The organism is Campylobacter sp. CS_NA3 (assembly GCF_027797495.1).
Taxonomy (GTDB): Bacteria; Campylobacterota; Campylobacteria; order Campylobacterales; family Campylobacteraceae; genus Campylobacter_B.
Genome location: NZ_CP115609.1, coordinates 355,609 through 380,516 on the forward strand (window position 1 = coordinate 355,609; position 24,908 = coordinate 380,516).

26 protein-coding genes and 1 tRNA gene are annotated in these 24,908 nt (G+C 35.6%); 7 read left to right on the top strand and 20 right to left on the bottom strand.

All coding sequences use genetic code 11. From position 1 onward, the window contains the following. The first annotated feature begins 32 nt into the window (after window positions 1–32). Window positions 33–1,610 (top strand): phosphoglycerate dehydrogenase, encoded by a 1,578-nt coding sequence (serA, locus tag PF026_RS01900; protein ID WP_270863334.1) that lies wholly within the window; start codon window positions 33–35, stop codon window positions 1,608–1,610. A gap of 67 nt (window positions 1,611–1,677) precedes the next feature. Here serA and PF026_RS01905 read toward each other — a convergent pair whose 3' ends face one another. From PF026_RS01905 to PF026_RS01975, 15 genes are all read right to left on the bottom strand, one after another. Then, complete coding sequence (locus PF026_RS01905; protein ID WP_270863335.1) at window positions 1,678–2,787, bottom strand: SEL1-like repeat protein; 1,110 nt, start codon at window positions 2,785–2,787, stop codon at window positions 1,678–1,680. A gap of 80 nt (window positions 2,788–2,867) precedes the next feature. Continuing rightward, window positions 2,868–3,224: a 50S ribosomal protein L19 gene (gene rplS / locus PF026_RS01910; protein ID WP_270863336.1), complete on the bottom strand. Its 357-nt coding sequence runs from the start codon at window positions 3,222–3,224 to the stop codon at window positions 2,868–2,870. Next, on the bottom strand, window positions 3,221–3,925 hold the full coding sequence (gene trmD / locus PF026_RS01915; RefSeq protein WP_270870360.1) for a tRNA (guanosine(37)-N1)-methyltransferase TrmD: 705 nt from the start codon (window positions 3,923–3,925) through the stop codon (window positions 3,221–3,223). The genes rplS and trmD overlap by 4 nt, the downstream gene beginning before the upstream one ends. Next, window positions 3,922–4,452 (bottom strand): ribosome maturation factor RimM, encoded by a 531-nt coding sequence (rimM, locus tag PF026_RS01920; protein ID WP_270870359.1) that lies wholly within the window; start codon window positions 4,450–4,452, stop codon window positions 3,922–3,924. The genes trmD and rimM overlap by 4 nt, the downstream gene beginning before the upstream one ends. After that, window positions 4,445–4,687, bottom strand: a complete 243-nt coding sequence (locus PF026_RS01925) for a KH domain-containing protein (RefSeq protein ID WP_270860404.1) — start codon at window positions 4,685–4,687, stop codon at window positions 4,445–4,447. The genes rimM and PF026_RS01925 overlap by 8 nt, the downstream gene beginning before the upstream one ends. Before the next feature lie 2 nt (window positions 4,688–4,689). After that, a complete protein-coding gene (gene rpsP / locus PF026_RS01930) occupies window positions 4,690–4,917 on the bottom strand; it encodes a 30S ribosomal protein S16 (RefSeq protein WP_270860403.1) in 228 nt (75 codons plus the stop codon). 74 nt (window positions 4,918–4,991) lie between these two features. After that, complete coding sequence (ffh, locus tag PF026_RS01935) at window positions 4,992–6,323, bottom strand: signal recognition particle protein (protein WP_270870358.1); 1,332 nt, start codon at window positions 6,321–6,323, stop codon at window positions 4,992–4,994. A 71-nt stretch (window positions 6,324–6,394) separates the two neighbouring features. Further along, window positions 6,395–7,144, bottom strand: coding sequence for a pseudouridine synthase family protein (locus PF026_RS01940; RefSeq protein ID WP_270870357.1), 750 nt, complete (start codon window positions 7,142–7,144; stop codon window positions 6,395–6,397). After that, window positions 7,144–8,271, bottom strand: coding sequence for a lipid IV(A) 3-deoxy-D-manno-octulosonic acid transferase (waaA, locus tag PF026_RS01945; protein ID WP_270870356.1), 1,128 nt, complete (start codon window positions 8,269–8,271; stop codon window positions 7,144–7,146). Before waaA ends, PF026_RS01940 begins: the two co-directional genes overlap by 1 nt. Beyond that, window positions 8,268–8,975, bottom strand: coding sequence for a zinc ribbon domain-containing protein (locus PF026_RS01950; RefSeq protein WP_270863343.1), 708 nt, complete (start codon window positions 8,973–8,975; stop codon window positions 8,268–8,270). The genes waaA and PF026_RS01950 overlap by 4 nt, the downstream gene beginning before the upstream one ends. Window positions 8,976–8,988: 13 nt before the next feature. After that, a complete protein-coding gene (locus tag PF026_RS01955; protein WP_270863344.1) occupies window positions 8,989–9,711 on the bottom strand; it encodes a Nif3-like dinuclear metal center hexameric protein in 723 nt (240 codons plus the stop codon). Further along, window positions 9,708–10,595: a glycine--tRNA ligase subunit alpha gene (glyQ, locus tag PF026_RS01960; protein ID WP_270863345.1), complete on the bottom strand. Its 888-nt coding sequence runs from the start codon at window positions 10,593–10,595 to the stop codon at window positions 9,708–9,710. Before glyQ ends, PF026_RS01955 begins: the two co-directional genes overlap by 4 nt. 210 nt (window positions 10,596–10,805) lie before the next feature. After that, window positions 10,806–11,546: a hypothetical protein gene (locus PF026_RS01965; protein ID WP_270863346.1), complete on the bottom strand. Its 741-nt coding sequence runs from the start codon at window positions 11,544–11,546 to the stop codon at window positions 10,806–10,808. Between the two features lie 93 nt (window positions 11,547–11,639). Beyond that, window positions 11,640–12,134: a 5-(carboxyamino)imidazole ribonucleotide mutase gene (gene purE / locus PF026_RS01970; RefSeq protein WP_270863347.1), complete on the bottom strand. Its 495-nt coding sequence runs from the start codon at window positions 12,132–12,134 to the stop codon at window positions 11,640–11,642. Further along, entirely contained in the window at window positions 12,131–13,393 is a 1,263-nt protein-coding gene (locus PF026_RS01975) for a peptidase U32 family protein (RefSeq protein WP_270863348.1), read from the bottom strand. The genes purE and PF026_RS01975 overlap by 4 nt, the downstream gene beginning before the upstream one ends. Window positions 13,394–13,471: 78 nt before the next feature. Here PF026_RS01975 and PF026_RS01980 point away from each other — a divergent pair, with 78 nt between their 5' ends. After that, window positions 13,472–14,251 carry a histidinol-phosphatase gene (locus PF026_RS01980; protein WP_270863349.1) on the top strand — a complete coding sequence of 260 codons (780 nt, stop codon included), beginning with the start codon at window positions 13,472–13,474 and terminating at the stop codon, window positions 14,249–14,251. A gap of 44 nt (window positions 14,252–14,295) precedes the next feature. On the opposite strand, the gene fdh3B is transcribed toward PF026_RS01980, so the two are convergent. The 5 genes from fdh3B to PF026_RS02005 form a co-directional block, all read right to left on the bottom strand. After that, on the bottom strand, window positions 14,296–14,853 hold the full coding sequence (gene fdh3B / locus PF026_RS01985) for a formate dehydrogenase FDH3 subunit beta (protein WP_270863350.1): 558 nt from the start codon (window positions 14,851–14,853) through the stop codon (window positions 14,296–14,298). A 10-nt stretch (window positions 14,854–14,863) separates the two neighbouring features. Beyond that, window positions 14,864–17,776 (bottom strand): formate dehydrogenase subunit alpha, encoded by a 2,913-nt coding sequence (locus PF026_RS01990; protein WP_270863351.1) that lies wholly within the window; start codon window positions 17,774–17,776, stop codon window positions 14,864–14,866. Window positions 17,777–17,784: 8 nt separating this feature from the next. Continuing rightward, the gene (locus PF026_RS01995; protein WP_270860390.1) at window positions 17,785–17,985 is read right to left on the bottom strand and encodes a twin-arginine translocation signal domain-containing protein; all 201 of its coding nucleotides are present in this window, start codon (window positions 17,983–17,985) and stop codon (window positions 17,785–17,787) included. 241 nt (window positions 17,986–18,226) lie between these two features. Further along, on the bottom strand, window positions 18,227–18,910 hold the full coding sequence (locus tag PF026_RS02000; protein WP_270863352.1) for a molecular chaperone TorD family protein: 684 nt from the start codon (window positions 18,908–18,910) through the stop codon (window positions 18,227–18,229). Beyond that, complete coding sequence (locus tag PF026_RS02005; protein ID WP_270863353.1) at window positions 18,911–20,587, bottom strand: 4Fe-4S binding protein; 1,677 nt, start codon at window positions 20,585–20,587, stop codon at window positions 18,911–18,913. It abuts the gene before it with no gap. Between the two features lie 177 nt (window positions 20,588–20,764). On the opposite strand from PF026_RS02005, the gene PF026_RS02010 reads away from it, so the two are divergent. The 5 genes from PF026_RS02010 (at window position 20,765) to selA (ending at window position 24,908) form a co-directional block, all read left to right on the top strand. Continuing rightward, entirely contained in the window at window positions 20,765–21,709 is a 945-nt protein-coding gene (locus PF026_RS02010) for a formate dehydrogenase subunit gamma (RefSeq protein ID WP_270863354.1), read from the top strand. Between the two features lie 81 nt (window positions 21,710–21,790). Beyond that, window positions 21,791–22,381, top strand: a complete 591-nt coding sequence (yedF, locus tag PF026_RS02015) for a sulfurtransferase-like selenium metabolism protein YedF (RefSeq protein WP_270863355.1) — start codon at window positions 21,791–21,793, stop codon at window positions 22,379–22,381. Further along, window positions 22,378–23,397: a selenide, water dikinase SelD gene (selD, locus tag PF026_RS02020; protein WP_270863356.1), complete on the top strand. Its 1,020-nt coding sequence runs from the start codon at window positions 22,378–22,380 to the stop codon at window positions 23,395–23,397. The genes yedF and selD overlap by 4 nt, the downstream gene beginning before the upstream one ends. A 44-nt stretch (window positions 23,398–23,441) precedes the next feature. Then, window positions 23,442–23,539: transfer RNA gene (locus tag PF026_RS02025), tRNA-Sec, on the top strand. 43 nt (window positions 23,540–23,582) lie between these two features. After that, entirely contained in the window at window positions 23,583–24,908 is a 1,326-nt protein-coding gene (selA, locus tag PF026_RS02030; protein ID WP_270863357.1) for an L-seryl-tRNA(Sec) selenium transferase, read from the top strand.

Sequence of the window (24,908 nt, forward strand, 5' to 3'; positions counted from 1 at the left end):
ATTCGGGCTTTTCTCCCTTTAAAGGATACTTTATGAAAACTATTATAGTATGCGATGCAATTCATAATATTGGTTTTGAAATTTTAGGTAAAGAAAAAGATATTAAAGTGATTGACGCTTCAAGCGTGGAAAAAGACGAGCTTTTAGGTATGCTTGGCGATGCCGATGTCGCTATCACAAGAAGCCCGACGCCTGTTGATGAAAAATTTCTTGAAGCAGGAAAAAATCTAAAAGCCGTCGTTAGAGCTGGGGTTGGTGTCGATAACTGCGACATTGACGCTTGTTCAAAACGGGGAATTATTTTGATGAATGTCCCTACGGCAAATACCATTGCCGCTGTTGAGATGACTATGTGTCATCTGATAAATTCGGCACGAAAATATGTAAATGCTTGTAATGATTTAAAAATCAACCGAATTTGGAAACGCGAAAAATGGTATGGCATAGAGCTTTATAAAAAAACGCTTGGTATTATTGGTTTTGGAAATATCGGCTCTCGCGTTGGCGTTAGAGCGCTTGGCTTTGGTATGAATGTCATCGCGTATGACCCTTATATCGACCCGTCAAAAGCGACAAATGTCGGCGTGAAATATACAACGAATTTCGAAGATATTTTATCTTGCGATTTTATTACGATTCATACGCCAAAAAACAAAGAAACTATAAATATGATTGATGAGCCTGAAATAGCTAAAATGAAGGATGGCGTTCGTTTGATAAATGTCGCTCGTGGCGGACTTTATAACGAAAATGCACTTATAAATAACCTTAAAAACGGCAAAATCGCATATCTTGGTATCGATGTATTTGATAAAGAACCGGCAAATAACCACCCGTTTTTGGATTTCGAAAATGTAACCGCGACGGCGCATTTAGGGGCTAATACGCTTGAATCTCAAAGCAATATCGCAGTTGAGGCCGCCGAAGCAGCCATAAATGCAGCTCGCGGAATTTGCTATCCAAATGCGCTAAATTTACCGATTCGCACAGAAAATTTGCCACAAGAGATTGAGCCTTATATAAATTTGATTTCAAAAATGGCGTATTTTGCTGCGCAAATCAACAAAGGCGCGATAAAATCAATCAAACTTGAAGGTAGCGGTAAAATCGTAGAATATCTAAATTCTATGCTAATTTTTGCGATTGTAGGTGCCTTGCGTGATAGTGCAGGGGATTTGATAAATTATGTAAATGCAAAATTTATCGCCGACGAAAAGGGTATAGTTTGCGAAGCTAACGAAATTCACAGCACAAGTATTAAAAACAAAGTTCGAGTTAAAATCGTAACCGACAAAGATGTCGCGACTATCGACGGAACGGTTTTTGATGAGAGCGAAGGTCGCATTATCAACATAAACGGCTTTAAAACTGACTTCAAGCCAAAAGGCAAAATGATAGTTTTCAAAAATACCGATGTTCCAGGCGTTATCGCTAACATTAGCCGAATTTTGGCTGATGCGAAAATCAATATCGCTGATTTCCGTTTAGGTCGTGGCGAAGACGGCAACGCATTGGCTGTTATCTTGGTTGATCAAGATATAACAAAAGAGATACTAGATAAGCTTGGTGCGTTAGAAGCGTGTTTGATGGTTCAATATGCTGTTTTATAATCTTAAATTTGCCGAATTTAGTAACAAATTCGGCAAATTCTTTTAATATAAATTTACAACTTTAAATTTATAGTTGATTATAATTTTCCAGTCTTTCATAGTTTTTGCAACCATTGTCATCATCTAAAATACAACTTTTATAGTATAGTTCTTTTGCTTTTTCGTAATTTTGTTCTACACCCAAGCCTTTTTCATATAAATTTCCTAAAATATCACATGCTGTGGTATCTAATAAATTACAAGCTTTTTCATAAAATTTATTTGCTTTTTGATAATCTTGTTTGACATCTTTTCCAAGTAAATATAAATTTCCTATTTTTAAACAACTTACAATATTATTCTTTTGACATTCGTTTTCTAATTTTGTAATTGAGTAGTCGCCAGTTTCTAGCATATTGGTTAATAACATATCTTTTTTGTTGCAACCTTTTTCGCTATTAAATTTGCAACCCTTTTTGTATAATTTTAATGCTTCATTAAATGATTGTTCTACGCCATAACCTTTTTCATACAAATATCCCAAATTAGCACAACCAAGTCCAATAAGATTATTACAAGCTAGTTCATAAAATTCTTTTGCTTTTTTATAGTCTTTTTCAACACTGTATCCATATTCATATAAATATCCCATATTGTTGCAACCCATATAATCTTTATGCTCGCACCCTAATTCGTATAGTTCTTTGGCTTTATTATAATTTTTTTCCACATTGTCATAAATAAAACCAAGATCGGTGCAGCCTTGATATATTTCATTATCACATGCCATTTTATAAAATTCTTTTGCCATTTCATAATCTTCATCTTTTTTATATAAATAAGCAAGATTTTGGCAGCCTAAATAATTTTTACCAATGCAACCTAGTTTATAAAATATTTTTGCTTTGTCATAGTTTATTGTTGTCTCTTTTCCTTGTTCGTATATCCAGCCAAGATTTGTGCATGATTTTGCATTTCCTAACTCGCATCCTTTCCGATATGCTTCTTTTGCTTTATTATAATTTTGTCTAACATAATGATTTCCCTTCCCTTTTTCATATAGTAATCCAAGTTCAAAACAGCTATCGGCATTATTTTTTACATTGCATTCATTTTTGTAATCAAAAAAATCTTTTTTAGCATTGGCAAAATTATAAAAGTTAAAAAGTAGAAAAAAGCAGAGCAATCTTTTTATCATATTGCTTCCTTTGATTTAGGCTATATAAAAACCCCTTGCGAATTTGAAAATTCACAAGGGTTATGAGATTAAGTTCGTAATTATTTTCTAAGTTCTTTGATTTTAGCAGCTTTACCGCGTCTTTCGCGTAGATAGAATAGTTTTGAGCGTCTAACGCGACCTCTTCTTAGCACTTCGATACCTTCGATACTTTCGCTAAAAATAGGAAAAATTCTCTCAACGCCGACATTGTTTGCGCCGATTTTGCGGATAATAAATGTTTCGCCTACGCCACTTCCGCGTCTAGCTATACAAACGCCTTCAAAATTTTGAACTCTGCTTTTGTCTCCTTCTTTGATGCGAAGTGCGACTTTTAGCGTATCTCCTGCACGAAATTCAGGCACAGACTTACTAGCGATTTGAGCGTTTTCAAATGCTTCGATGTATTTGTTTCTCATAGTTTTCCTTTTTGGCGATACTTGATTTTGCGGAACATATCGGGGCGAAAGAACCTTGTTTTTGAGTTCGCCATACTAAATTTCAAAGCTTGTATTTTAGCGTGATTTCCCTTTAAAAACTCTGAAATTATATGTAAATTTTCAAAATTATCGGGTTTTGCAAACGACGGAGCTTCTAAAAGTTCGTTTTCAAAACTTTCGATTTCAAGCGAACTTTCATTTCCCAAAACGCCTTTTATGTTTCTTGCGATACTATCGCACATACAAAGTGCGGGTAACTCGCCGCCCGTTAGCACAAAATCGCCTATGCAAAAAACTTCATTTACATATTTTTCGATAATGCGTTCATCGATGCCTTCATAACGCCCACAAATAAAGCATAAATTTTGCTCCTTGCTTAGCCGTTTTGCGTCATTTTGAGTAAATTTTTTACCCACAGGCGTAAGATATATGAATTTTACATTTTCAAATTTGGTTTTTACTTTTTCAATCGTATTCGCCAAAGGTTCGCACTGCATTAATAACCCTGCACCGCCGCCGATCATATACTCATCGACTTTTTTATATCTGTTTGCGGTAAATTCGCGTGGGTTAAAAAAATGTGTTGAAATCAAATTTTTTTCACACGCCCTTTTTAAAATAGAATCCCCAAAGTAGGGCTTTACAAGATTTTCAAAAAGTGTGATAAAGATAAAATTCATGAATTTTCTAAAATCGCTTTTGCGTTTTTGGTATAAATTTTGCCTTCATCAAGGCAAATTTTTTCGACAAAATTATCGATATAAGGGACAAAAAAAGTTTTTGGCAAACCATTTTGGGTCAAATTTTGCGAAGTGGTTACTTCAAAAAGATAGTTTGCGCCGGTTTCTATTATATCGCTAACAACACCTAAAATTTGAGAATTTTCGCAAATTTCAAGCCCCATAATATCAAAATAAAAAAACTCATCTTTGTTTAGTTTGCACGATTTTTTTGTAGCTTCTTTACTTTGATAAAGTGTTTGATTTACGAGCATTTGCGACTTTTCGATACTATCAAAGCCGACAAAGATAACGCTAGAATTTGCACTAGAAAAAGATAGAATTTCTAAAATTTCGCCTGTGCTAAGAAAAAATTTAGCACCTTTTTTAAACTGCTTAGGGAAGTCGCTTTTATCGTGGAGCTTTAAAGCTCCTTTTAGACCGATAGTTTTGCCGATTTTAGCGACTTCTAAAAGCTCATCAGGCATCTGCTGCTTTGACCGTGATTTTGTATTGAGTAGGATCTTTGGCTTTGTAGCCTAAAATAACCGTTTTTATGGCGTTTATCATTTTGCCGTCTTTGCCTATGAGTTTGCCTGTGTCGGCTTTATCGGCATAGATAATAATTTCTGTAAATTCTTCACTCACATTTTTTTCTGTGCGAACAGAATTTGGATAATCCGCAATCATTATTGCGTATTGTTTTAAAAAATTTTCAACCATAATTATTTACTTGTGATTTGAGCAACTCTTTGGCTAAGTTTAGCACCTACGCTTTTCCAGTAAGCTAGTCTTTGGGCATCAAATTTAACATCAACGCCTTCGCTCATAGGATTGTAAAAGCCGATAGTTTCGATGAAACCGCCGTCTCTTCTTTTTCTGCTATCTGTAACAACTATACGATAAAAAGGTCTTTTTTTGCGACCGATTCTTGTTAGTCTAACAACTGTCATTTTTTTCTCCTTAAAAATGTTTAAATTTAAAGTTTTAAAATGTCCGCCGATACAGACATTTTAAAGCCCTAAACTTAGTTAGGGTAGCCTTTTGGCACGATTGAGGCTAAGCCTTGCATACCGCCTTTGGCTGAAAATTTCTTAGCTAATTTAGCAGCGTTGCTAAATTGCTTTAAGAAATGATTTACTTCTACTTGCGAAAGCCCTGCACCCTGAGCTAGTCGGCGTTTGCGTGAATTGTTTAACAAATCAGGGTTTTCTCGCTCTTTTGGCGTCATAGAATTTATCATCGCCTTAATGTGAATAATCTCTTTTGAGTTATCCAAATCAATGTCATTTATTTTATTTGCCATGCCTGAAAGTCCCGGAATCATACCGATTAAATTCTTCATATTTCCGAGTTTTTTAACGCTTTCAAGCTGATTTATAAAATCGTTAAAGTTAAATTGACCTTTTTTGATCTTTTTATTCAAAATTTTTGCTTCTTTTTCATCAAATACGGCTGCTGTTTTTTCAACCAAAGTCGCCAAATCGCCTTCGCCCATAATGCGACTAACCACGCGATCAGGGATAAAACCTTCTAAATCAGCCACTTTTTCGCCTGTTCCTATGAAGCGAAGCGGTATATTTAGCTGTTTTGCGATACCAAATGCAACACCGCCTTTTGTATCGGCGTCAAATTTAGATAAAATCACGCCTGTAATGCCCAAAACTTCGTTAAAAGCTCCTGCTGATTTCACACCGTCTTGACCACTCATCGCATCGGCTACATAGAAAATTTCATGCGGGTTAATAGCTTTTTTAATCTCGCTAATTTGATTCATCAACGCTTCATCTATGGCAAGTCGTCCGGCAGTATCGACTAGTAAAACATCGTATAAACCAGAATTTGCTTTATTTAAGGCTTCTTTTGCCACTTTTATCGGATCGCTTTCGCCGTCAATGCTAAAAAGTTCAAGCTCGTTTGCCGCACAAAGCTGTTTTAGTTGCTCGACGGCTGCTAGGCGTTGCAAGTCGCAAGCTGCGATTAAAACCTTTTTTTTGCGAAGTTTTAGATAGTTTGCTAGTTTTACTGTTGTGGTTGATTTACCGCTACCTTGCAAACCTGCCATTAGCACAACGGTCGGGTTTTTATCGGCAAATACAAAGCCTTGATTTCCGGGAGCCGTTAAAATCGTGGTTAAATTTGATTTTATAGCGTCTAAAAATTGTTTTTGTCCGATTCCTGTGGCTTTTAGTTCAAGTTCGACTAAATTTAAAAATTCTTTTGTTACTTTGTGATGAACATCAGCTTTTAAAAGTGCTTTTTTTAGGGTATCAAGCGCATTTTTAAGCGCTTTTTCATCATCTATGATTCTAAGTTTATTAACGGCACTTTTAAACGATTCGCTTATAACTTCAAACACTTTTAAGCCTTTCTAAATTAAATTCTAACAAAACGCTTATATTAGCAAAAAGTATCTTAAAACTCATTGAATTAAATATTTTTTGGCACTTCAAAGCCAAATTCGTTAAAACTTTTATCCAAATTTGCTTTAAATTTAAGCCCCAAAATTTCGGTTTCATAAGCATGTAAAAACATTCTTTTGTTGCGATTTTTTCCATATTTTTCATCACCGACGACGGCGTGATTAATGCTTGCTAAATGAACGCGAATTTGATGAGTTCTGCCTGTTTGGATATTTATTTTTACAAGCGACTTTTTACCGCTTACCATAAGCGGAAAAACTTCCGTAATCGCCGTTTTGCCGTCTTTTGAGATTTTCGAAATCGCTCCTGTTTTAGTTTTTAGCGTTAAAATCGGACTATCGATTACAATCTCTTCGCTTACAATTCCATTAACAATCGCCAAATAGGTCTTTTTGACTTTCATATTTTTAAACTCTTTTATCGCAATTTCCCTAAATTCGTCATTTTTGTAAAGCAAAATCACACCGCTTGTCTCTTTGTCAAGTCGGTTTAACAAATTTGCGTTAAAAATTTTCTCTAAACTCTCGCTGGTTACGAAGTTTGGCTTATTTACGGCGATTAAATTTTCATCTTCGTAAATTTTCACAGGCTTTGCTATTTTTTGCACGACGAATTTTGTATTTTCGCTCATAAGCTCTCTTGCAACTTTGATTTTAACGCCCTTTGCACTTACAAGTCCGTCGTCTATGAGCGCCTTTGCTTCGTTGTTTGAGATATTTTCTTGAATCGCCAAAAGTTTATAAGCTTTTTCTTGCATTAGATTTTTTCCTTTAATAAATTTATGATTTTTTCTAAATCACAAATTTGCGTGATTTTTGTCGGTTTTGGGTTTTTAAAATGCGAATTTATTTCGCCGGCTTTGCAAATTTGCAAATTTTCAACCAAATTATAAAGTGCTTTTTGATTGTGAAAATATTCACCGCTTATGATAGGAATGCCAAATTGTGCTATTTCTATCGGATTGTGTCCGCCGATTTTAGGCACAAAACTACCGCCTAAAATCACAATATCTGAAATAGCGTAAAAATTTATAAGTTCGCCTAGTGTATCAAGGACGATAAAATCGCTTTTTAAGCCTAAATTTTGACTAAATTTTTCAAAACTTAGATTATGTTTTTTTGCGTAAATTTGACAAATTTCAGCCACTTTGCTAAATCGTTCAGGGTGGCGTGGAGCAAGGATATATTTGCAATTTTTTTCAGGCATTAAATTTGCCAAAATCAGCTCTTCTTCGCCATCGTGTGTGCTAGCGATTGTGATTAGTTTTTTATCAAATTTTGCATAATTTTTGTTTGGTTTGGCCAAATTTGCACTTTTTATATTTCCGCAAATTTGGATATTTTTAGCTCCAAGCTCGGCTAAACGAGTGGCGTCTGTTTGGCTTTGAGCTAAAACCAAATCAATATTTGAAAAAATCATTTTGTAATAAAATTTAAATCTTAGATAATTTTTATAAGAATTATCAGAAATTCGTGCATTTAATAAAACGACAAAAGAGCCGTTTTTCTTTGCGTAACGAACCAAATTTAGCCAAAGCTCTGCTTCAAAAATAACGCAAATTTTTGACTTTTCTAGCCAAAAAGGAAGTAAATTTTCAAACGGCAAAAAACGCGAATTTGGCGTGATTTTTTTTGCCGCCGCAAAACCTGTCGCCGTCGTCGTGGTGATGGCGACACTTTCAAATTTACTCACCAAATTTGAAATCGCATTTACTTCGCCAAGGCTACAAGCGTGAAAATGTATGTCGCAAGGTGCAAATTTGGGATTTTTAAATAAAAAAAACCTAGCAGGTAGGCTTTTTGTGTATTTTGATTTAAAGCTTAAAATAAAAATAAACGGCAAGGATAAAATCCAAGCCGTCCAAGCTAAAAGATTGTAAATCACTCAGCTTCTTTGTATAAAATTCTACCGCAATACGGGCATGTTACGATGTCATCGCTTCTAATAACCGATGAATATGTTTTGTCGTTTAGTTTCATAAAACAGCCATAACATGCTTGTTTTTTCACAGGGATTACTGCCGTATTTCCTGCCCACTTGCGAATTTTTTCGTAAAATGAAAGCATTTTTTGGTTCATGCCGACGACTAGTTTGTCTCTTTTTGCGTAAATTTCAGAGCGTTCTTTTTCGATTTCTTCGATTTGAGTTTTTAGACTTGCTTCAAGCTCGTTAAATTCTCCATTTAGTGCTTTTTCTTTTTCTTGTAACTCTTTTTGAGTTTGCTCTTTGTTTGCAACGATTTTTTCAAGTCTTTCGATTTCATCGTTTGCGGCTTCTAGGCTCTCTTTTGCGATTTCTTCTTCGACGCTTAGAGCTTTTATCTCTTTTTCGGTTTTTGCGGCACTGCTTTTTTTGCTTGAACTTTTGATTTTTGATGAAAAGTTGCTGATATGAGCGTTTGTTTGCGAAATTTGAGATTTAAGTTCGGCGATTTCACCAGTTAAATTTGCGATTTCAGCCGATACGCTTGAAATTTCATCTTTTTTTGAATTTAGACTTTTCTCTACACTAGCGATTTTTGGTTTAAAGCTATCAAGTTGCTTGTCATATTCGCTAAGCTCAACAAGTTGTGTAAGATATTTATTCATTTTTTTCCTTTTTCTAATAATACTTAAATGGATTTATTGAATTTGTTATTATAACTTCAATTTGATTTTTTTGCAAGAAAGGTTGCAATGAAGCCCCAAAATAGCGTTCGCTCTCAAAGTGGTTAATGTCTATCAAACTGACATTATTTTCAAAATTTTCTAACGCCGTGTGGTATTTGACATCGCCTGTTAAAAAACAATCCACGCCTAAATTTGAAGCAAATTCGCTACCGCTTCCCGTGCAAAGTGCGATAGTTTTGATATTTTCTTTGGTTTTTACGGCTCTTAAATTTGAAATTTGCAGTTTTTCTTTAATATCCTTTGCCAAATCATCAAATTTCATATTGATTTTCATAAAAACAATAAAATCTTTAATATCCGTAATCTCGTATTTTAGGACATTTTCGGCTACAAATTTATTTAAAATATGCTTGTCGTAATTTGTATGAAGCGAAATCAAAGATATATTTTTTTGCACCATTTTATAGATTAAATTCGCAGGATACAAACTCGGATTTAGCGATTTTAAACCTTTAAAAATGAGCGGGTGGTGCGTGATAAAAAGCGAATTTGGTCTTGCCTTTTCCACCAAGGCACTATCTAAATCAAGGCTAAGATAAATTCGTTCAAATTCGCTCTTAAAATCTCCCAAAATAAGCCCAGAGTTATCCCAACTTTCTTGGTCGCAAAATGGTGCGATTTCGTCTAAAATGGCGTAAATTTCAGATATTTTCATAAGCTCTCTTTATAGGCTAACGCACAACTTTTAGCTAACTCGCGGATTTTTAAGATATAATCTTGCCTTTGCGTTACGCTGATTGCACCACGCGCGTCAAGGACATTAAAAGTATGAGCCGCAAGCATACAATAATCATAAGCAGGAAGCGCTAAAAGCGTTTTGCTTTTGCCGCTTTCAAATTCGCTTCGTCCCTTTTCAAGGATATTTTTGCACTCGTCAAAGGCGTTTTGAAATTGATTAAAAAGCATTTTTGTATCGGCGATTTCAAAATTATATTTTGAAAATTCATACTCGCTTTGTTTATGAACATCGCCGTAAGTGGTAACTTGCCCATCTTTTTCGTCCCAAATAATGTCATAAACATCATCTTTGCTTTGCAGATACATTGCCAATCGTTCAAGCCCGTAAGTAATCTCGCCGCTGATTAACTCGCACGGAATTCCACCTACTTGCTGAAAATATGTAAATTGTGTTACTTCCATACCATCAAGCCAAACTTCCCAGCCAAGCCCCCAAGCACCAAGCGTAGGGCTTTCCCAGTTGTCTTCAACAAAGCGAATATCGTGTTTTTTAAGATCTAAGCCCAAAACTTCAAGGCTTTTTAGATAAAGCTCTTGGATATTTTTTGGGCTTGGTTTTAAAATCACTTGAAATTGATAATACGAACCTAAGCGATTTGGGTTTTCGCCGTATCTGCCGTCAGTAGGGCGACGACTAGGGGCTACATACGCCACGCTCCAAGGCTTATCGCCCAAGCTTCGTAAAAATGTCGCTTGATGATAAGTTCCAGCCCCTGCTGGCATATCGTAAGGTTGCACTAGCAAACAGCCTTGCTCGTGCCAGTAGTTTTGAAGTGCCAAAATAATCTCTGAAAATGTCATTATTTTCCCTTTTTTACAAATTTTATTAAAACCTTGAATTTAACCATAAATTTTTAAATTTGGCAAGGTTTGCAGGTTATTAAATGCGAAAATTTAAAATTCCATTGTCATTGCGAGAATTTGCCGTAAGGCAAATTCGAAGCAATCGCCAATAGTAAATTCGCTACTTGTTTTTTTGCAAATTTGGTTAATTTTATTAAATTTTTCATTTTAAATTTTGTCTATATTTATATTTAATCTACTTAAAAAATACTCTTTAAGTTCGTTGTATTCGTTATTGTTTGCAATTACGACAAAAATGACTTCATCTTGTGTTTGAATTTCAAGCGTATCATTTAGCCAGTTTTTCAAGCCACCACTTTTAATATGGTAAATAAATTGTGGAAGTAGAAAATATATAATTATAAAAATTAGTATTGAAAAGATTATCAATAAGCCAAAAGGGTCTTTTCTTACAACTAACAATCCAAAAACATATATGAAAATAATCAAAGAAATTCCTACGATAGCAAATATTTTTCCAAAAGTTCCACTTAATAAATTTCCTTGTTTTTGTCCGTAAAATGTTCTTCTTGCATCTTCATTAAATATTTGTTTTATTTTTTTGATTTCCAAAATTTGATATAAATTGATTTTTATATTGATATTTCCGTCATTTGTCTGCCTTATAAAATCTTTTGAAAATATGAATTTGCTGTTTTTATGGGTTTTATAGCGTGTAAGGCTGGATTGCAAAAATGGCAACCAAAATATTATGGCATATAGTTTTGAGTGCCAATTATCAATAGGGACAATAAGGTTTATCACAATAAATACAATTATGCTAGTAGCTCTGATAAATTCGATACTCACATCGTGGTTTAATAAAACAATCGGTTCTAAATCGTAGTTTCTTTTAGCATTTAAATTTTTATCAAATTTCTTTTTATTCCAATTTTCAAAGTTTTCCACATTTAACCCTTTATTTCTTGTTATTGCAAGATTTACGAAGTCAAAAGGAATAACCAAATAACGCATGGTAGCGTTTTTTGGATTTGCAAATTTTCAGAGCAAAACTTCGATTTCTTTTGAATCTTTTTCAAGTGAAATTATCGCTTCTTCTCGTATGTCAAGCAGTTTTTTTGCGATTTTTTCATCTGAGAGAGCCAAAATTTGCATTGCCAAAAATGCCGCGTTTTTTGCTCCTGCCTTGCCGATAGCAAGGGTCGCAACAGGCATACCGCTTGGCATTTGCACAGTCGAATACAACGCATCAACGCCGCCGCTTACGCCGCCGCTCATAGGGATTCCGATGACGGGTTTAGTCGTATTTGCAGCCACAGCACCTGCAAGGTGAGCTGCCATACCTGCTGCACAAATGAAAACTTGCGCTCCCTTTTTTTCGGCATTTGCGACATATTCGCTTGTGCGTTTTGGGCTTCTGTGGGCTGAACTTATTATCATTTCATACGCAACGCCGTTTTCTTTTAGGATTTTTGCCGTTTCATTTACGACTTCAAAATCGCTTTTTGAGCCCATTATGATTGATACAAATTTCATTTTATTTCCTTTCGCAAAAAGCTAAATTCAGGCAAATTCGCAGGGAGTTTGATTTCGTTTAAATTTCCGCTGTGAATTTCACTAAATTCTTTATTTGTTTTTGATAATAATTTTTTAAATTTAAGGCAAAATTTGCCGTTATTTTCATAAATTTGTCCGATTTCATTATCGCAAATTTCAATTTTCGAATTTAACGGAGCAAAAATCTCAAATTCGTCATTTGGAGCGATTTTATCTTTTACGCTTATAAATTCGCCATCATTTGAAATAGCGCTTACTTGGTGCGTTCCGTCACTTATGCTAGTATCTAAATTCTGCGTGTTATCTCGCTCGTAAGGCTTGTGAATCAAATATCCGTCGGTAAAACCGCGACTTTTTAGCGTATTTAGTTCGCTTTCATAAATTTCAGCCCTAAATTTGCCACTTATGGCATCATCAATCGCCATGCGATAAGTTCGCGTTGCACACGCTGCGTAATATTCGCTTTTTGTGCGACCTTCGATTTTAAAACTATCAATCGCCCCTGTGGCGATGATTTTTTCGATATGAGAGCTTAAATTCAAATCTTTTGAATTCATTATATAAGTGCCGTCGTTTTCCTTTTCTTCAAGGCGAAAAAGTGCGCCGTTTTCTTCATTTTTAGCATAAAGTTCATATTTAAAACGGCAGTCGTTCGCACAGCTTCCGCGATTGCTAAAACGCCCACTTTGCACCGCCGAAATCAAGCACCTACCGCTATAAGCAAAACACATTGAGCCATGCACAAAAATTTCGATTTCTAAATTTGGCAAATGCTCTTTTATCAAAATGGCGTCTTTTAGGGTCATTTCACGGGCTGCGACTATGCGAGTTGCGCCTAAGTTTTGATAAATTTCAGCGTCCATATAATTTAGCACATTTGCTTGGGTTGAAATGTGGATTGGGATTTCTGGGGCGATTTTTTTGGCTAGGCTCATTACGCTTGGAGTTGCGATGATAAAGCCATCGACACCGACTTCTTTTAAAAATTTAATGTGGCGTTCGGTGGGTTCTAGTTGAGCGTTAGTTAAAAAGCCGTTTATGGTCGCATAGAGCTTTTTGCCGAATTTATGGGCATAAGCGACACCTTCGGCGAAGCTATCTTTGTCAAATTCTTTCGCACTTCTTTGGCGAAGCGAAAATGAGCCAAGACTGGCATAAACTGCGTCTGCTCCGTAATTAACAGCGATTTTTAGTTTTGTTAGGTTTCCTGCCGGGCTTAAAAGTTCTGGTTTTCTCAAAAAACATTTCCATAAATTTAAAATTTTTAAGCGTGATTTTACTAAAATTATCCTAAAAAAGAGTTTTAAAGGATTAAAATGGTTGATTTGCACAATCACACATATCTTTGTAACCACGCCACAGGCACGGCAATGCAATACGCAAAAAAGGCTTATGAAAACGGCATTAAAATTTACGGATTTTCAGATCATAATCCTATGAATTTTGATGAAAAATATCGTATGGATTTTTCGCAAATGGATTTTTATGAAGATATGATAAATGAAGTAAAAGCCGAATTTAAGGGCAAAATGGAAATTTTGCTAGGCTATGAAGTCGATTTTTTAGAAAATTTTATGAGCGATGAAATTTTTAAGCGAAAAGTTGATTATTTTATCGGTTCGGTGCATTTTTTAGATGGCTGGGGTTTTGATAACCCTGAATTTATCGGCGAGTGGAAAAATAGAGCAGTAGATGATACTTACGCTGAATATTTTGAAAAAATCGCCTTGCTTTGTAAAAGCGGAAAATTTCAAATTTTAGGGCATTTTGATTTGATAAAGGTTTTTAAATTTTTACCGAAAAAAGATGTGCGAGTGTTGGCTAAAAATGCCTTAAAAGCGATAAAAGAAAGCGGTATCGTGGTTGAGTTAAACTCAGCAGGTCTTAGAAAACCCGTGGGCGAAATTTATCCAAGCGATATTTTACTTGAAGAAATCGCAAATTTAGGCATAAATATCACGCTTTCTAGTGACGCTCACAGCGTGGAGCAGGTTACGCAAAACTACGAAAAATTGCTAGAAAAAGCAAAATTTTTTGGATACTCAAAAGTTGCATATTTTAGGCAAAAAGATATTGAATTTATGAATTTGGATTAAAAATTTAGTAAAAAGGGCGAATTTGCCCTTTTTACCGAGTGTTTTTATATTTTTTGTGGAGTTCTTAACATTACTCTTTTGCGATAAATGTTTGAAACTTCCGTTGCATCGCCGACAAGTAGTGCATTTGTGCAGCAAATAGCAGCACACATAGGCACTTTACCTTCTGCGATACGATTTTGTCCGTAAAGCTCCCGTTCGGTGTGAGAATTTGTCTCTTCCGGACCGCCTGCGCACATTGTGCATTTATCCATAGCGCCTTTTATACCAAAAGCACCATTTCGTGGGAATTGTGGCGCACCAAACGGACAAGCATATAGACAGTAGCCGCAGCCGATACATTTGTTTTTATCGTGCAATACAATTCCGTCGTCACGGATATAAAAGCAATCTACCGGACAAACTTGCGAACAAGGCGCGTCCGTGCAGTGTTGGCATGCAAGCGTGCTAGCAAATTCTTTCCCTTCAACACCTTCGTTTATGATGACGACTTTTCGGCGATTTACGCCAACAGGGACTTCATGTGCATTTGAACATGCTACTTGGCAGCCGTAACATGCTATACATCTATCATTATCTACAAAAAATTTCATTCTAGCCATATCTTACCCCTTATGCCTTTTCCAATCTACAAAGACCAGCGTTAAACTCAGAAATTTGAGTGTTAATGTCAAAGCCGTAGTTTGTGATGATATTTGAGCTTTCGCCGATAGTATAAGGCTTGGTGCCTTCCGGATAGCGATCGCTTAAATCAACGCCTTGGAAAATTCCTGCAAAGTTATAAGGTAGCACGATACGATCAGGCGTAACCGAATGCGAGTAAATACATTTTACTTTGATTTTTGTGCCTTGCGGGGCGTGTATCCACATCATTTCGCCGTCTTTTATGCCGTGATCTGCTGCTAAGCTTGGATTTACATGAGCAAACATTTCAGGCGTGATAGCTGCAAGATATTTGCTAGTTCGCTCTAACATACCTGCACCACTTAAATTTACAACCCGAAGCGAACTCATGATAGTCGGGAATTCTTTGCTCCAATCTTTCTCTTGTTGTTCGCTTTTGAATTTTGTAGCAACACGGAAATTTCGTGCTTGATCGTCAAATGACGGATATTTTTGCACTAAATCCCAACGCGGAGAGTGGATAGGCTCTCTGTGAAGCGGAATCGGATCTGCAAATTCCCATACTTTCGCCCTTGCTCTTGCGTTTCCACACGGACAAATTCCAAATTCTCTACATTTTTGGTTGATAATACCGCTGTAATCATCGCTCCAAGATGAGCCGATTTTTGCCTTTTCTTCTTCGCTTAAAGTAATACCTAGAATTTGCTCGATATTATCTTTTGTGATTTGAGCGTGACCGCCTTTGACCTTTGAATTCGGCAAAGTTATGCTTTCATCGGCAAGTTGTGAAACGCCGTTGTGCTCTAATCCAAAGCGATTTCTAAATCCCATACCACCTTTTTCATAAGGTTTAGTCAAATCATACATAATCGGCGTTCCAGGGTGTTTTGTATCCCAGCACGGCCATGGAAGTCCGTAGTATTCGCCCTTGACATCTCCGCCGATTCCCATAAGCGTATCAGGGTCAAAGTTATGCCAGTTGGCTTGATGACGGCGAAGTCGCTCTGCTGTTCTACCTTGATTTCCGATACTATGTCCGCATCTAGCGATCTCATCTGTCGCATCATCAGGCCATACAAAATCATCTTTGACTTGTTTTAACTCGCCATCGACGATTCCCATTTTCATACCCTTGACATACTCATCGTAAAAACCAAATTTTTTAGCAAACATAAACATAATCTCTTGATCTTCTTTGCTTTCAAAAAGTGGTTTTATGACTTGTGTTCGCCATTGAGCCGAGCGGTTTGTAGCTGTTACATAGCCTTCGCTTTCAAACTGAGTGCAAGCTGGAAGCACATAAATTCCGTCTTTTCTGTCGCTTAAAATGGCAACTTCGTTTAAGAAAGGCTCAACCACAACAAGCATATCAAGTTTATCTACGGCTTCTTTGATTTTGGTTTGATGAGCCATAGATGTGATTCCTGTTCCTTGAACCCAAAGAACGCGTAAATTTCCGCTTGTGTAGGTTTTTTCTTCTTTTAGCACACCTTGCCACCATTTAGCTAGTGAAAAGCCCTTTTCGTTTCGCCAATTTCTATCTTCTGGATTATTTGCATCGTGGTAGAAATACTCTTTGAAATTCGTTCCTTTTACTGCTTCGCCGAGTTTTTCTCTTGGTTCTTTAACAGAAGTTGCAAATCGTTTTACAAATTCGTCAAATTCAACGCCCCAGCCCTTGCAGTAGTGTTTCCAAGCGCCATCAGCCAAACCATAATACATAGGCAAGGTATCGGCTAGGTTACCCATATCTGTTGAGCCTTGAACATTGTCATGTCCGCGGATAATGTTTGTTCCGCCGCCCGGTTTGCCCATATTTCCTAAAACTAGTTGTAGGATTGAAAGAATTCTTGTATTTGAGCTACCGACTGAGTGTTGAGTGATACCAAGCGCCCAAATCAAAGTAGCAGGTTTAGTCGTAGCAAACATTTGCGTAAATTGGATTAGCAAATCTTTATCACAGCCAGTTACATCGGCAGTTACTTCCGGTGTCCATTTTTCGGCTTCTGCTCTAATGTCTTCGATTGCGTAGCTTTGAGTTTCGATGACTTTTTTATCTTCCCAGCCGTTTTTGAAAATCAAATGTAGCATACCATAGACAAATGCAATATCCGTTCCCGGCCGAATTCTAATATATAAATCAGCTTTTGCCGCAGTTCTAGTGTAGTTTGGATCTACAACTACGATTTTTGCGCCGTTTCTATCTCTGGCTTGAAGTCCGTGTTTCATGCCACCCACAGGGTTTGCAACGGCTGAATTTGCACCTATATAAAGAATCATTTTAGAATTTGCTGCCATATCGCCAAAGTGATTTGTCATAGCACCATAACCCCAAGTATTCGCCACACCGGCGACTGTTGCGCTATGTCAAATTCTAGCTACATGGTCGATATTATTCGTGCCCCAAAAAGCCGCAAATTTTCTAAAATAAAATGATTGTTGGTTTGAAAATTTAGCCGAACCTAAAAATTCAACACTATCAGGACCGTCTTCTTCACGAATTTTCAGCATTTTTTCTGAAATTTCATTGACGGCAGTTTCCCAGCTTATTCTTTCCCACTTGCCATTAACCTTTTTAAGTGGGTATTTTAGACGCATTTTTGATTTTGTAAGATCGATTTGATCGATACCTTTACAGCAGTGACTACCTTGTGAAATAGGGTGGTCAATCGCCATATCTTGTCTTATCCAAGTATTTGTGCTTTCATCAACTTCTGCTACAATACCGCAACCAGCCGAGCAAATAGAACAAATGGTTCTTTTTTTGACCGAATTTGGAAACGGATTTTTAACTTCATCGGCACTAGCATCTCGCAATGTTTCGTTATTGCCAAATGCGCTAACGCTAGTTGCGCCAAGAGCAGCAAGTTTCAGAAAGCTTCGTCTTCCTATTTGGCTCATCTTAGCTCCTAATATACCGTTTTGTAATATTTTTCCCAAGCTTCACTTTTTTTGTAAAGCACCTCTTTTTTCTTTGATTTTCCCTTTGCAACACCATTTGATGAGCTAACTTCATCGTTGGCTAAAATGGTAGTAGCGCCGACAACTGCTGTGGTTGCGGCAGTGAGTTTAAGAGATTTTTTTAAAAAATCCCTGCGATTTGTCTCCATAATTTTTCCTTCACTAGGCAAAATTTTCTACTTAAAATCTAGGGATTTGGGCAACCTTGCCCCTTGATAGACTTTAAATCCTTTGAATTTTATCAAAAATATAATAAATTGAATATTTAAAATAAAAGTTTCTTAAAAAATTTTAGTTTATTTTAAGAAACTTAGCAAAATGCGTTATTATGTTCTATATTAAAATATATAACCTAATAATATTTTATAACATTTATCAAATATCAAATTTTTATTTATCAAGTTTAAAAACATTTTTTGGGTTTTTAAAACGATTTTCATACGGAAGTCTTGCCAAAGCTTCTTTTGCGACACTTTTTTCAAATTTAGGCGCATCTACGGCTAAAAGCGATCTTTCCAAAGCAAAAAAACTTTTCATTAAATTTGCTAAATTTTTAAAAAAGTTTGTGCCTTTGTGTTCTAATAAAAGAGATATAAATTCATCTATAAATTTATTTATTACATTGACAAAAAGCTCGGTAGAAAGGAAGTTTGAACCGCGTTGCAACTCATCTTTTAAAAGCGAACTCATAAAATAAAAAATAAATCCGATGAAATCTTCGCTATCTTTGCAAAATTCATTATTTCGTCTAAATTTACTCTTTTTAAGAGTATTTAAAACCAGAATTTTCATCGCCCCTTCGTCTCTGCCTTCATCATAAAACGACGCACTTAGTGGAACATTTGCGTAAGAAAAATCAAACAAAGCCGTGTTTTGTTCTGTTTTAAACTCATCAAAACTAAATTTTTCCAAATTTGCAAAAAATTCACTATCTTCTGGCGTTATAGCTGAATTTTTAAGCACAGCAAGCTGGTCTTTCCAAACTTCAAATTTAGTTTCATTTTCATAGAAAAAAAACGGAATCGCAAAAAATTCGTAATAATAACTTCTAGCTTTTATGATATTAATATCCATTTATATATCCTTTTGTTCGTGCATTTTTTGTATCATTATTTTTGCCTTGCAATCTCCACAACAATATAGCGTTTTTTGCGTAATGGGATCTGAAATTTTACTCATCATCATCTCGGCGATTTTCATAACTGCCTTGCTTGGAGCAAATTCTTTGCCACACTCGATACAGGCAAATAGGCTATCTTTGGCTAAAATTTGGTGAGAAAAATATTCAGGTTTTAGCTCGATTTGCCCGATTTGCAAATTTATCGTATCTTTTTCGGCGCAACTTTTCACGCAGTATCCACACGCCGTGCAAAGCGAAGCGTTGTATTTGAGCGAATTATCATTTGCATCGGCAAAAAGTGCGCCTATATTACACGCACCTGCACAGCTTAAACAAAGCGTGCAAGAGTTTTCGTTTATAGAAATTTTGCCGTGAGTTATAAATTTACCGCTTTTTACCACGCCTAAATTTTCATTTCCTACCAAAAATGATAGTCTTTTTGAGAAAATTTCTAGTTTTGAAAGATTTGCTTCTACAAGGTTAAATTTGGAATTTTCGATAAATTGCAAATTTGATAAAGCACTTTCAAGCTCGTTTTGGTTTTGTATAAGCGATACTGCGCGAGTTTTGAATTTAAGCTCATAAATTTGATTTATAATATCAATACTTTCGCAAAGTGGCCCATCTGCGCTATTTTGCGGATCAAAAATCGCCAAATTTGCACCGCTTGTTTGCAAAAGCGTTAAAAAGTGCGTTAGGCTTAAAAAATTTAGCGCATAAAGGCTTAAAACAAGCGTATTTTGTGGAAATTTTACGCTTAAATCCCGCAAATCCAAATCCTGCGGAATTATCAAAATCTTTTTATTTTCATAAAGTTTTGCGACTTGCAAAAAGGCGTTTCGTGGCATTTTTGCACTATCAATCGCACCTGTGGGGCAAATTCCTACACACCTGCCACAGCCGATACAATCGATATGTGAAAAAACAAGCTCTTTATTTTCATCGTCTTTTAAAATAGCAACTGTGGGGCAAATTTCAGAGCATTTAGCACAAATTTCATCTCGTCTATGATGATAATCGCAAATTTGAGAATCGTAAGTTATGTTGTTTTTATATCTAAATTCAGGCGAATTTTGGGTTAAAATTTGCAAAATTTGTTCATCGCTTAAATTTGCGATTTCATAACAGCCACTTTGGCGAAGCATAAAATCTTTTGCGTTTTCTATGAGCGCAAAATCAGCCGTAACTTCGATTTCTTCGTTATTTTGCAAAATTTGCACTACGATTTCGCCAACTTGCCCGTAAAGAAAATTAATTTCGCTATGATTCAGTAAAATTACCTTAAATTCGTGCTTTTTTAACAAATTTGCTAAATTTTCTCTTTTTTCATCGCTTATTAAAATGATATTTTTGCCAACGCTTTTTTGATAATCCAAATCCTTTGCCAAATCAAAGCAAACCGCCCTTGCTTCATACATTAAACTCACGCTTTTTGATTTTTGCAAAAAATCATCGCTTGAATTTTTTATATAAAAATCGATTTCAGGGGCATAAATTTGAGCCTTGATTTTTGGCGAATTTGATACCAAAAAAGTCGGTAAATTTTCCGGAATACAATCATCAAAAATTTCGATTTCATCGCCTAAGACGGCATCTTTTGTATCGCCTTTATAAAATGCAAATTCTTTCATTTTTTACCTTAAATTTTTTTAAACGGCAAATTATATCAAATTTTGTTTTTTTATTTCTAAATTTTTACTTTAAATTATTATTAAATTTTTTTTATTCATATTAAAATTTAGCAAATTTTTAAACGCACAAAGGTATAATATTAAGTTTTAAAATTAACCAAAATTTAAAGGTATTTTATGAAAAAATTTTTACTTTTCCTAGCCTGTTTTGGCTTAGCAAATGCCCAAAACTACGCAGACATAGTTCAAAAAAGTTCGAATAATATTTGGGGAAATGCAAGATTTGAAAATGCAGGACAAACTTACGAAAGTGGATTTGCGCCGACTTTTATGTATATGCAAAGCAATGATTATTTTGCATGGCTTGCAGCATTTGCCATTATGGCAGTAGTTTTTGCGTTTGTGTTGCATTATGTCATCGTCGGTCCAAAGCACTTTTCGCACGCTCACGGCAAGATTTTAGCGTTTAATAAATTTGAGAGATTATTTCACTTAGTAGCTGCTATCTCGTGGGTGATTTTGGTTCCAACTGGTCTTATAATGATGTTTGGCGATGTCTTTGGTGGCGGATTTTTTGTAAGAGTTTGTAAAAATTTACACGGGCTTGCGACTGTAACATTTGCTTTTAGTGTCCTTCCTATGCTATTTTGCTGGTTTTATAGAATGCTACCTGCACTTTATGATATAAAATGGATGATGATTGTGGGTGGTTATTTAAGCAAGAAAAAACGAGCGATTCCGGCAGGTAAATTTAATGCAGGTCAAAAAGCGTGGTTTTGGATAGCAACACTTGGTGGTCTTGTGATGATAATCACAGGTGCTGCGATGTATTTTCTTGATTTTAGCGCGATTAATGCTAGTGCGATTTTTGGCATTTCTCAAATCGAGTTCTTACGCGCAAGTGTCATCGTGCATAATGTGCTGGGTGCGGTTTGTGCAGTATTTTTATGTGTCCATATCTATATGGCAGTTTTTGCGATAAAAGGTGCGATTCATTCTATGATTTCAGGTTACAAAGAAGAAGAAGAGGTTTATGTTTTGCACCACTACTGGTATCGCGAGTTATTAGATAAAAAGAAAATCGAAAAATCAGAATTTGAAGAAAAATACGAAAGATTATAAAAAAACGGGGCAAATTTAACAGAATTTGCCCTTTAAATTTAGCTTTGAGGTTCAAAGATACTTTAAATTTAAGGAAATACAATGCAAGTTGATTGTAGAAATTTAGCTTGTCCCGCACCTGTTATCAAAACAAAAGAGGCTTTAAAAAGTGCTAAAATAGGCGAAAGCATAGAAATCATTTTAAACGAAACGGCTGCGATAGAAAATGTCAAAAGATTTTTGCAGACAAACGGATACGAACCTAGTATCACGCAAAACGGCAGTGAAGCGACTTTTAAAATCCAAAAAACAGGCGATTTGAAAAACGAAAATGCAGAGGATTTTTGCGACATAAACCATAAGAAATCAAAAGTTGTTTTTTTAAATGAAGAAAGTTGTGGAAGTGGCGCAGTAGGCAAAAGTTTGCTTAGTAAATTTTTAGGTTCCATCGCAAATTTACAAGATAAACCAAAAATGATAATTTGCGTAAATAACGCCGTTTTTATGACGACAAATAGATCTCACGAAAGTTTTGGGGTGCTTAAAAATTTGGAAAATTTAGGCATAGAAATTCTTAGTTGTGGAAGCTGCTTGGAAGCCTATAAACTTGTCGATAAGCTTGCAATCGGTCGCATGTCAAATGCACTTGAAATCATGGAAATTTTGAGCGAAAACGAAGCGATAAAGCTATGAATTATCGTAATTTTAGCCTTACAAAATTTGCTTCATCATCTGGCTGTGCTGCCAAGCTAGAACCTAGCGCAATCGATAAAAATTTAGCAAATTTGATCGAACCACACCCAAATTTGCTCTCATCAATTACCAGCAACGAAGATGCGGGAGTTTTTAAGGTAAATGATGAATTTGCGCTTGTACAAACGCTTGATTTTATGACGCCATTGGTTGATGATCCTTACATTTTCGGTCAAATCGCTGCTGCAAATGCTCTTGGCGATGTTTTTGCTATGGGCGGTGAAGCGATAAGTGCGATGAATATCGTTGGATTTGATAACTTTCATTTTAGCGATGAAATTTTGGTTGAAATTTTAGAAGGCGGAAAGAGCAAAATCGCCGAAAGTGGTGCAGTCCTAGTTGGTGGTCATACGATAAAAACGCCTGAAATTTACTATGGGCTTAGCGTTACGGGCAAGGTTAGCCCAAATAATTTTTGGAGCAATAATACAGCACAAATCGGCGATGTTTTGATTTTAACAAAACCACTTGGCACGGGGATAATATCAACTGCGATTAAAGCTGATTTTTTGGAATTTAGCGAATTTAAGGAAGCATTAGAACAGATTAAAATGCTAAATTTATATGCAACCAGAGCTGTGCGTGATTTACAAATTCACGCAGCCACCGATATAACAGGCTTTGGGCTTTTAGGACATGCTAGTGAGATGATAAATGATAGCATTTCGTTTAAATTTTATGCAGATAAAATTCCATTTTTCGAAAATGTGCAAAAATGCGTTGATAACGGGCTAATACCTGCCGGAAGCTATAAGAATTTGGAATTTACAAAGAAAAATGTAAATATAACGCCTGATATTAAATTTTGCGATGCGCAAACCAACGGCGGACTTCTTTTATCCGTCAGCGAAAAAGATGCTGATATTGCCATAACTCGCTTAAAAGATGCAGGTTATAAACACGCTAGTATCATCGCAGAAGTCATAAAAAAAGATGAGTTTAAAATTTATATTTAGCAAATTTGTTAATTTTAATAGTATTTTGATACAATACAGAGTTTGGAGAGTATGACGACTTGGTAGCGTCCGCGGACTTCAAATCCGATGAAAGTGCGATTGATCGTGCTTTGGAAGGTTCGATTCCTTCACTCTCTCGCCATAAATTAAAAGGACTTAGTTAAAGTCAAACGCAAAGGTATAAAATGGAAATCTCTTTACCAAAAATCGATAAAATCGCAAATTTGAAAGAATTTGCTAGTTGCAATAAAAACAAAATTTTATCACTTGCAAAAGAAATTATCGCAAAAGAGCGAAGAAAAGCTATGCAAAACAAGCCATATTTAGGCGAAAATGAGATTATTCAAAAAATCAAAAATGAGTATGAAAAATTTGAAAATCTTGCCTTAAAACCACTTATAAATGCAACAGGCGTGGTGATTCACACAAATCTTGGCAGAAGCGTGATTTCGGCTGAAATTTTAAAACGAAGTGAAAAAAATATCACAAATTATTCGAATTTAGAATTTGATTTAAACACAGGCAAACGGGGCAATCGCTACGATTTCATCGGGGCAAGATTAGCGAATTTTTTTGGATTTGAAGATGCGCTTGTAGTAAATAATAACGCAAGTGCCGTATTTTTGGTATTTAACACTTTTGCAAAAGGATTTGAAGCCATTGTTAGCAGGGGCGAACTAGTCGAAATCGGTGGTAGTTTTAGGGTGCCGGAAGTCATGGCTAGTTCGGGTGCGATTTTAAGGGAAGTTGGCACTACAAATAAAACAAAAATTTCAGATTACGAAGCAAATTTAAATGAAAATACAAAAATGCTGGTTAAAATTCATCGCTCAAATTTCGATATTGTCGGATTTAGCGAAGAAACGGACATTTTTGAAATTTCAAATTTGGCTAAAAAACACAAGTTGATTGATTATTTTGATTTAGGAAGTGCAGCTGCGCTAAATTTAGGCAAACTTAGCAAAAACGAAATAAATATCAAAAAACTAGCCAAAAGTGGGGTTTCGCTTGTTAGTTTTAGTGGCGATAAGCTTTTTGGCTCGGTTCAGTGTGGCATCATTTTAGGCAAAAAAAAGTTGGTTTCGCAACTTCGCAAAAATCAGCTTCTTAGAATGCTAAGAGTTGATAAAATTACCATTTCACTGTTAGATGAGTGTATAAATGCTTATGAAAATGGCGAAATAAGGCTAATACCAACTGTTTTTCAAATTCAAAAAAGTATAAATGAGCTTAAAAAAAGTGCCGAATTTGTTCAAAAAAATATCAAATTTAAAACGCAAATTTTGCCTTCGAAATCTTTTGTCGGCGGTGGTAGCTTACCAAATGTAAGCTACGATACAGTAGTTTTGGCTTTTTGCGTTGATAAAAGGGCTACTATTTTGCAAAGCGAATTTAGAAAATTAGGAATTATCGGTCGCATTGAAGATGATAAATTTTGCCTTGATTTTCGCTCGATTTTTGATAAAGATTTGCAAATTTTAGTTGAAAAAATCAACTCTTTACAAGGATAA

Bases quoted from the DNA above. Each gene is read 5' to 3' on its own strand.
- serA (WP_270863334.1), top strand. From the start codon at position 33: ATGAAAACTATTATAGTATGCGATGCAATTCATAATATTGGTTTTGAA.
- PF026_RS01905 (WP_270863335.1), bottom strand. From the start codon at position 2,787: ATGATAAAAAGATTGCTCTGCTTTTTTCTACTTTTTAACTTTTATAAT.
- rplS (WP_270863336.1), bottom strand. From the start codon at position 3,224: ATGAGAAACAAATACATCGAAGCATTTGAAAACGCTCAAATCGCTAGT.
- trmD (WP_270870360.1), bottom strand. From the start codon at position 3,925: ATGAATTTTATCTTTATCACACTTTTTGAAAATCTTGTAAAGCCCTAC.
- rimM (WP_270870359.1), bottom strand. From the start codon at position 4,452: ATGCCTGATGAGCTTTTAGAAGTCGCTAAAATCGGCAAAACTATCGGT.
- PF026_RS01925 (WP_270860404.1), bottom strand. From the start codon at position 4,687: ATGGTTGAAAATTTTTTAAAACAATACGCAATAATGATTGCGGATTAT.
- rpsP (WP_270860403.1), bottom strand. From the start codon at position 4,917: ATGACAGTTGTTAGACTAACAAGAATCGGTCGCAAAAAAAGACCTTTT.
- PF026_RS01940 (WP_270870357.1), bottom strand. From the start codon at position 7,144: ATGCAAGAAAAAGCTTATAAACTTTTGGCGATTCAAGAAAATATCTCA.
- PF026_RS01950 (WP_270863343.1), bottom strand. From the start codon at position 8,975: ATGAATAAATATCTTACACAACTTGTTGAGCTTAGCGAATATGACAAG.
- PF026_RS01955 (WP_270863344.1), bottom strand. From the start codon at position 9,711: ATGAAAATATCTGAAATTTACGCCATTTTAGACGAAATCGCACCATTT.
- glyQ (WP_270863345.1), bottom strand. From the start codon at position 10,595: ATGACATTTTCAGAGATTATTTTGGCACTTCAAAACTACTGGCACGAG.
- purE (WP_270863347.1), bottom strand. From the start codon at position 12,134: ATGAAATTTGTATCAATCATAATGGGCTCAAAAAGCGATTTTGAAGTC.
- PF026_RS01980 (WP_270863349.1), top strand. From the start codon at position 13,472: ATGGTTGATTTGCACAATCACACATATCTTTGTAACCACGCCACAGGC.
- fdh3B (WP_270863350.1), bottom strand. From the start codon at position 14,853: ATGGCTAGAATGAAATTTTTTGTAGATAATGATAGATGTATAGCATGT.
- PF026_RS01995 (WP_270860390.1), bottom strand. From the start codon at position 17,985: ATGGAGACAAATCGCAGGGATTTTTTAAAAAAATCTCTTAAACTCACT.
- PF026_RS02000 (WP_270863352.1), bottom strand. From the start codon at position 18,910: ATGGATATTAATATCATAAAAGCTAGAAGTTATTATTACGAATTTTTT.
- PF026_RS02005 (WP_270863353.1), bottom strand. From the start codon at position 20,587: ATGAAAGAATTTGCATTTTATAAAGGCGATACAAAAGATGCCGTCTTA.
- PF026_RS02010 (WP_270863354.1), top strand. From the start codon at position 20,765: ATGAAAAAATTTTTACTTTTCCTAGCCTGTTTTGGCTTAGCAAATGCC.
- yedF (WP_270863355.1), top strand. From the start codon at position 21,791: ATGCAAGTTGATTGTAGAAATTTAGCTTGTCCCGCACCTGTTATCAAA.
- selD (WP_270863356.1), top strand. From the start codon at position 22,378: ATGAATTATCGTAATTTTAGCCTTACAAAATTTGCTTCATCATCTGGC.
- selA (WP_270863357.1), top strand. From the start codon at position 23,583: ATGGAAATCTCTTTACCAAAAATCGATAAAATCGCAAATTTGAAAGAA.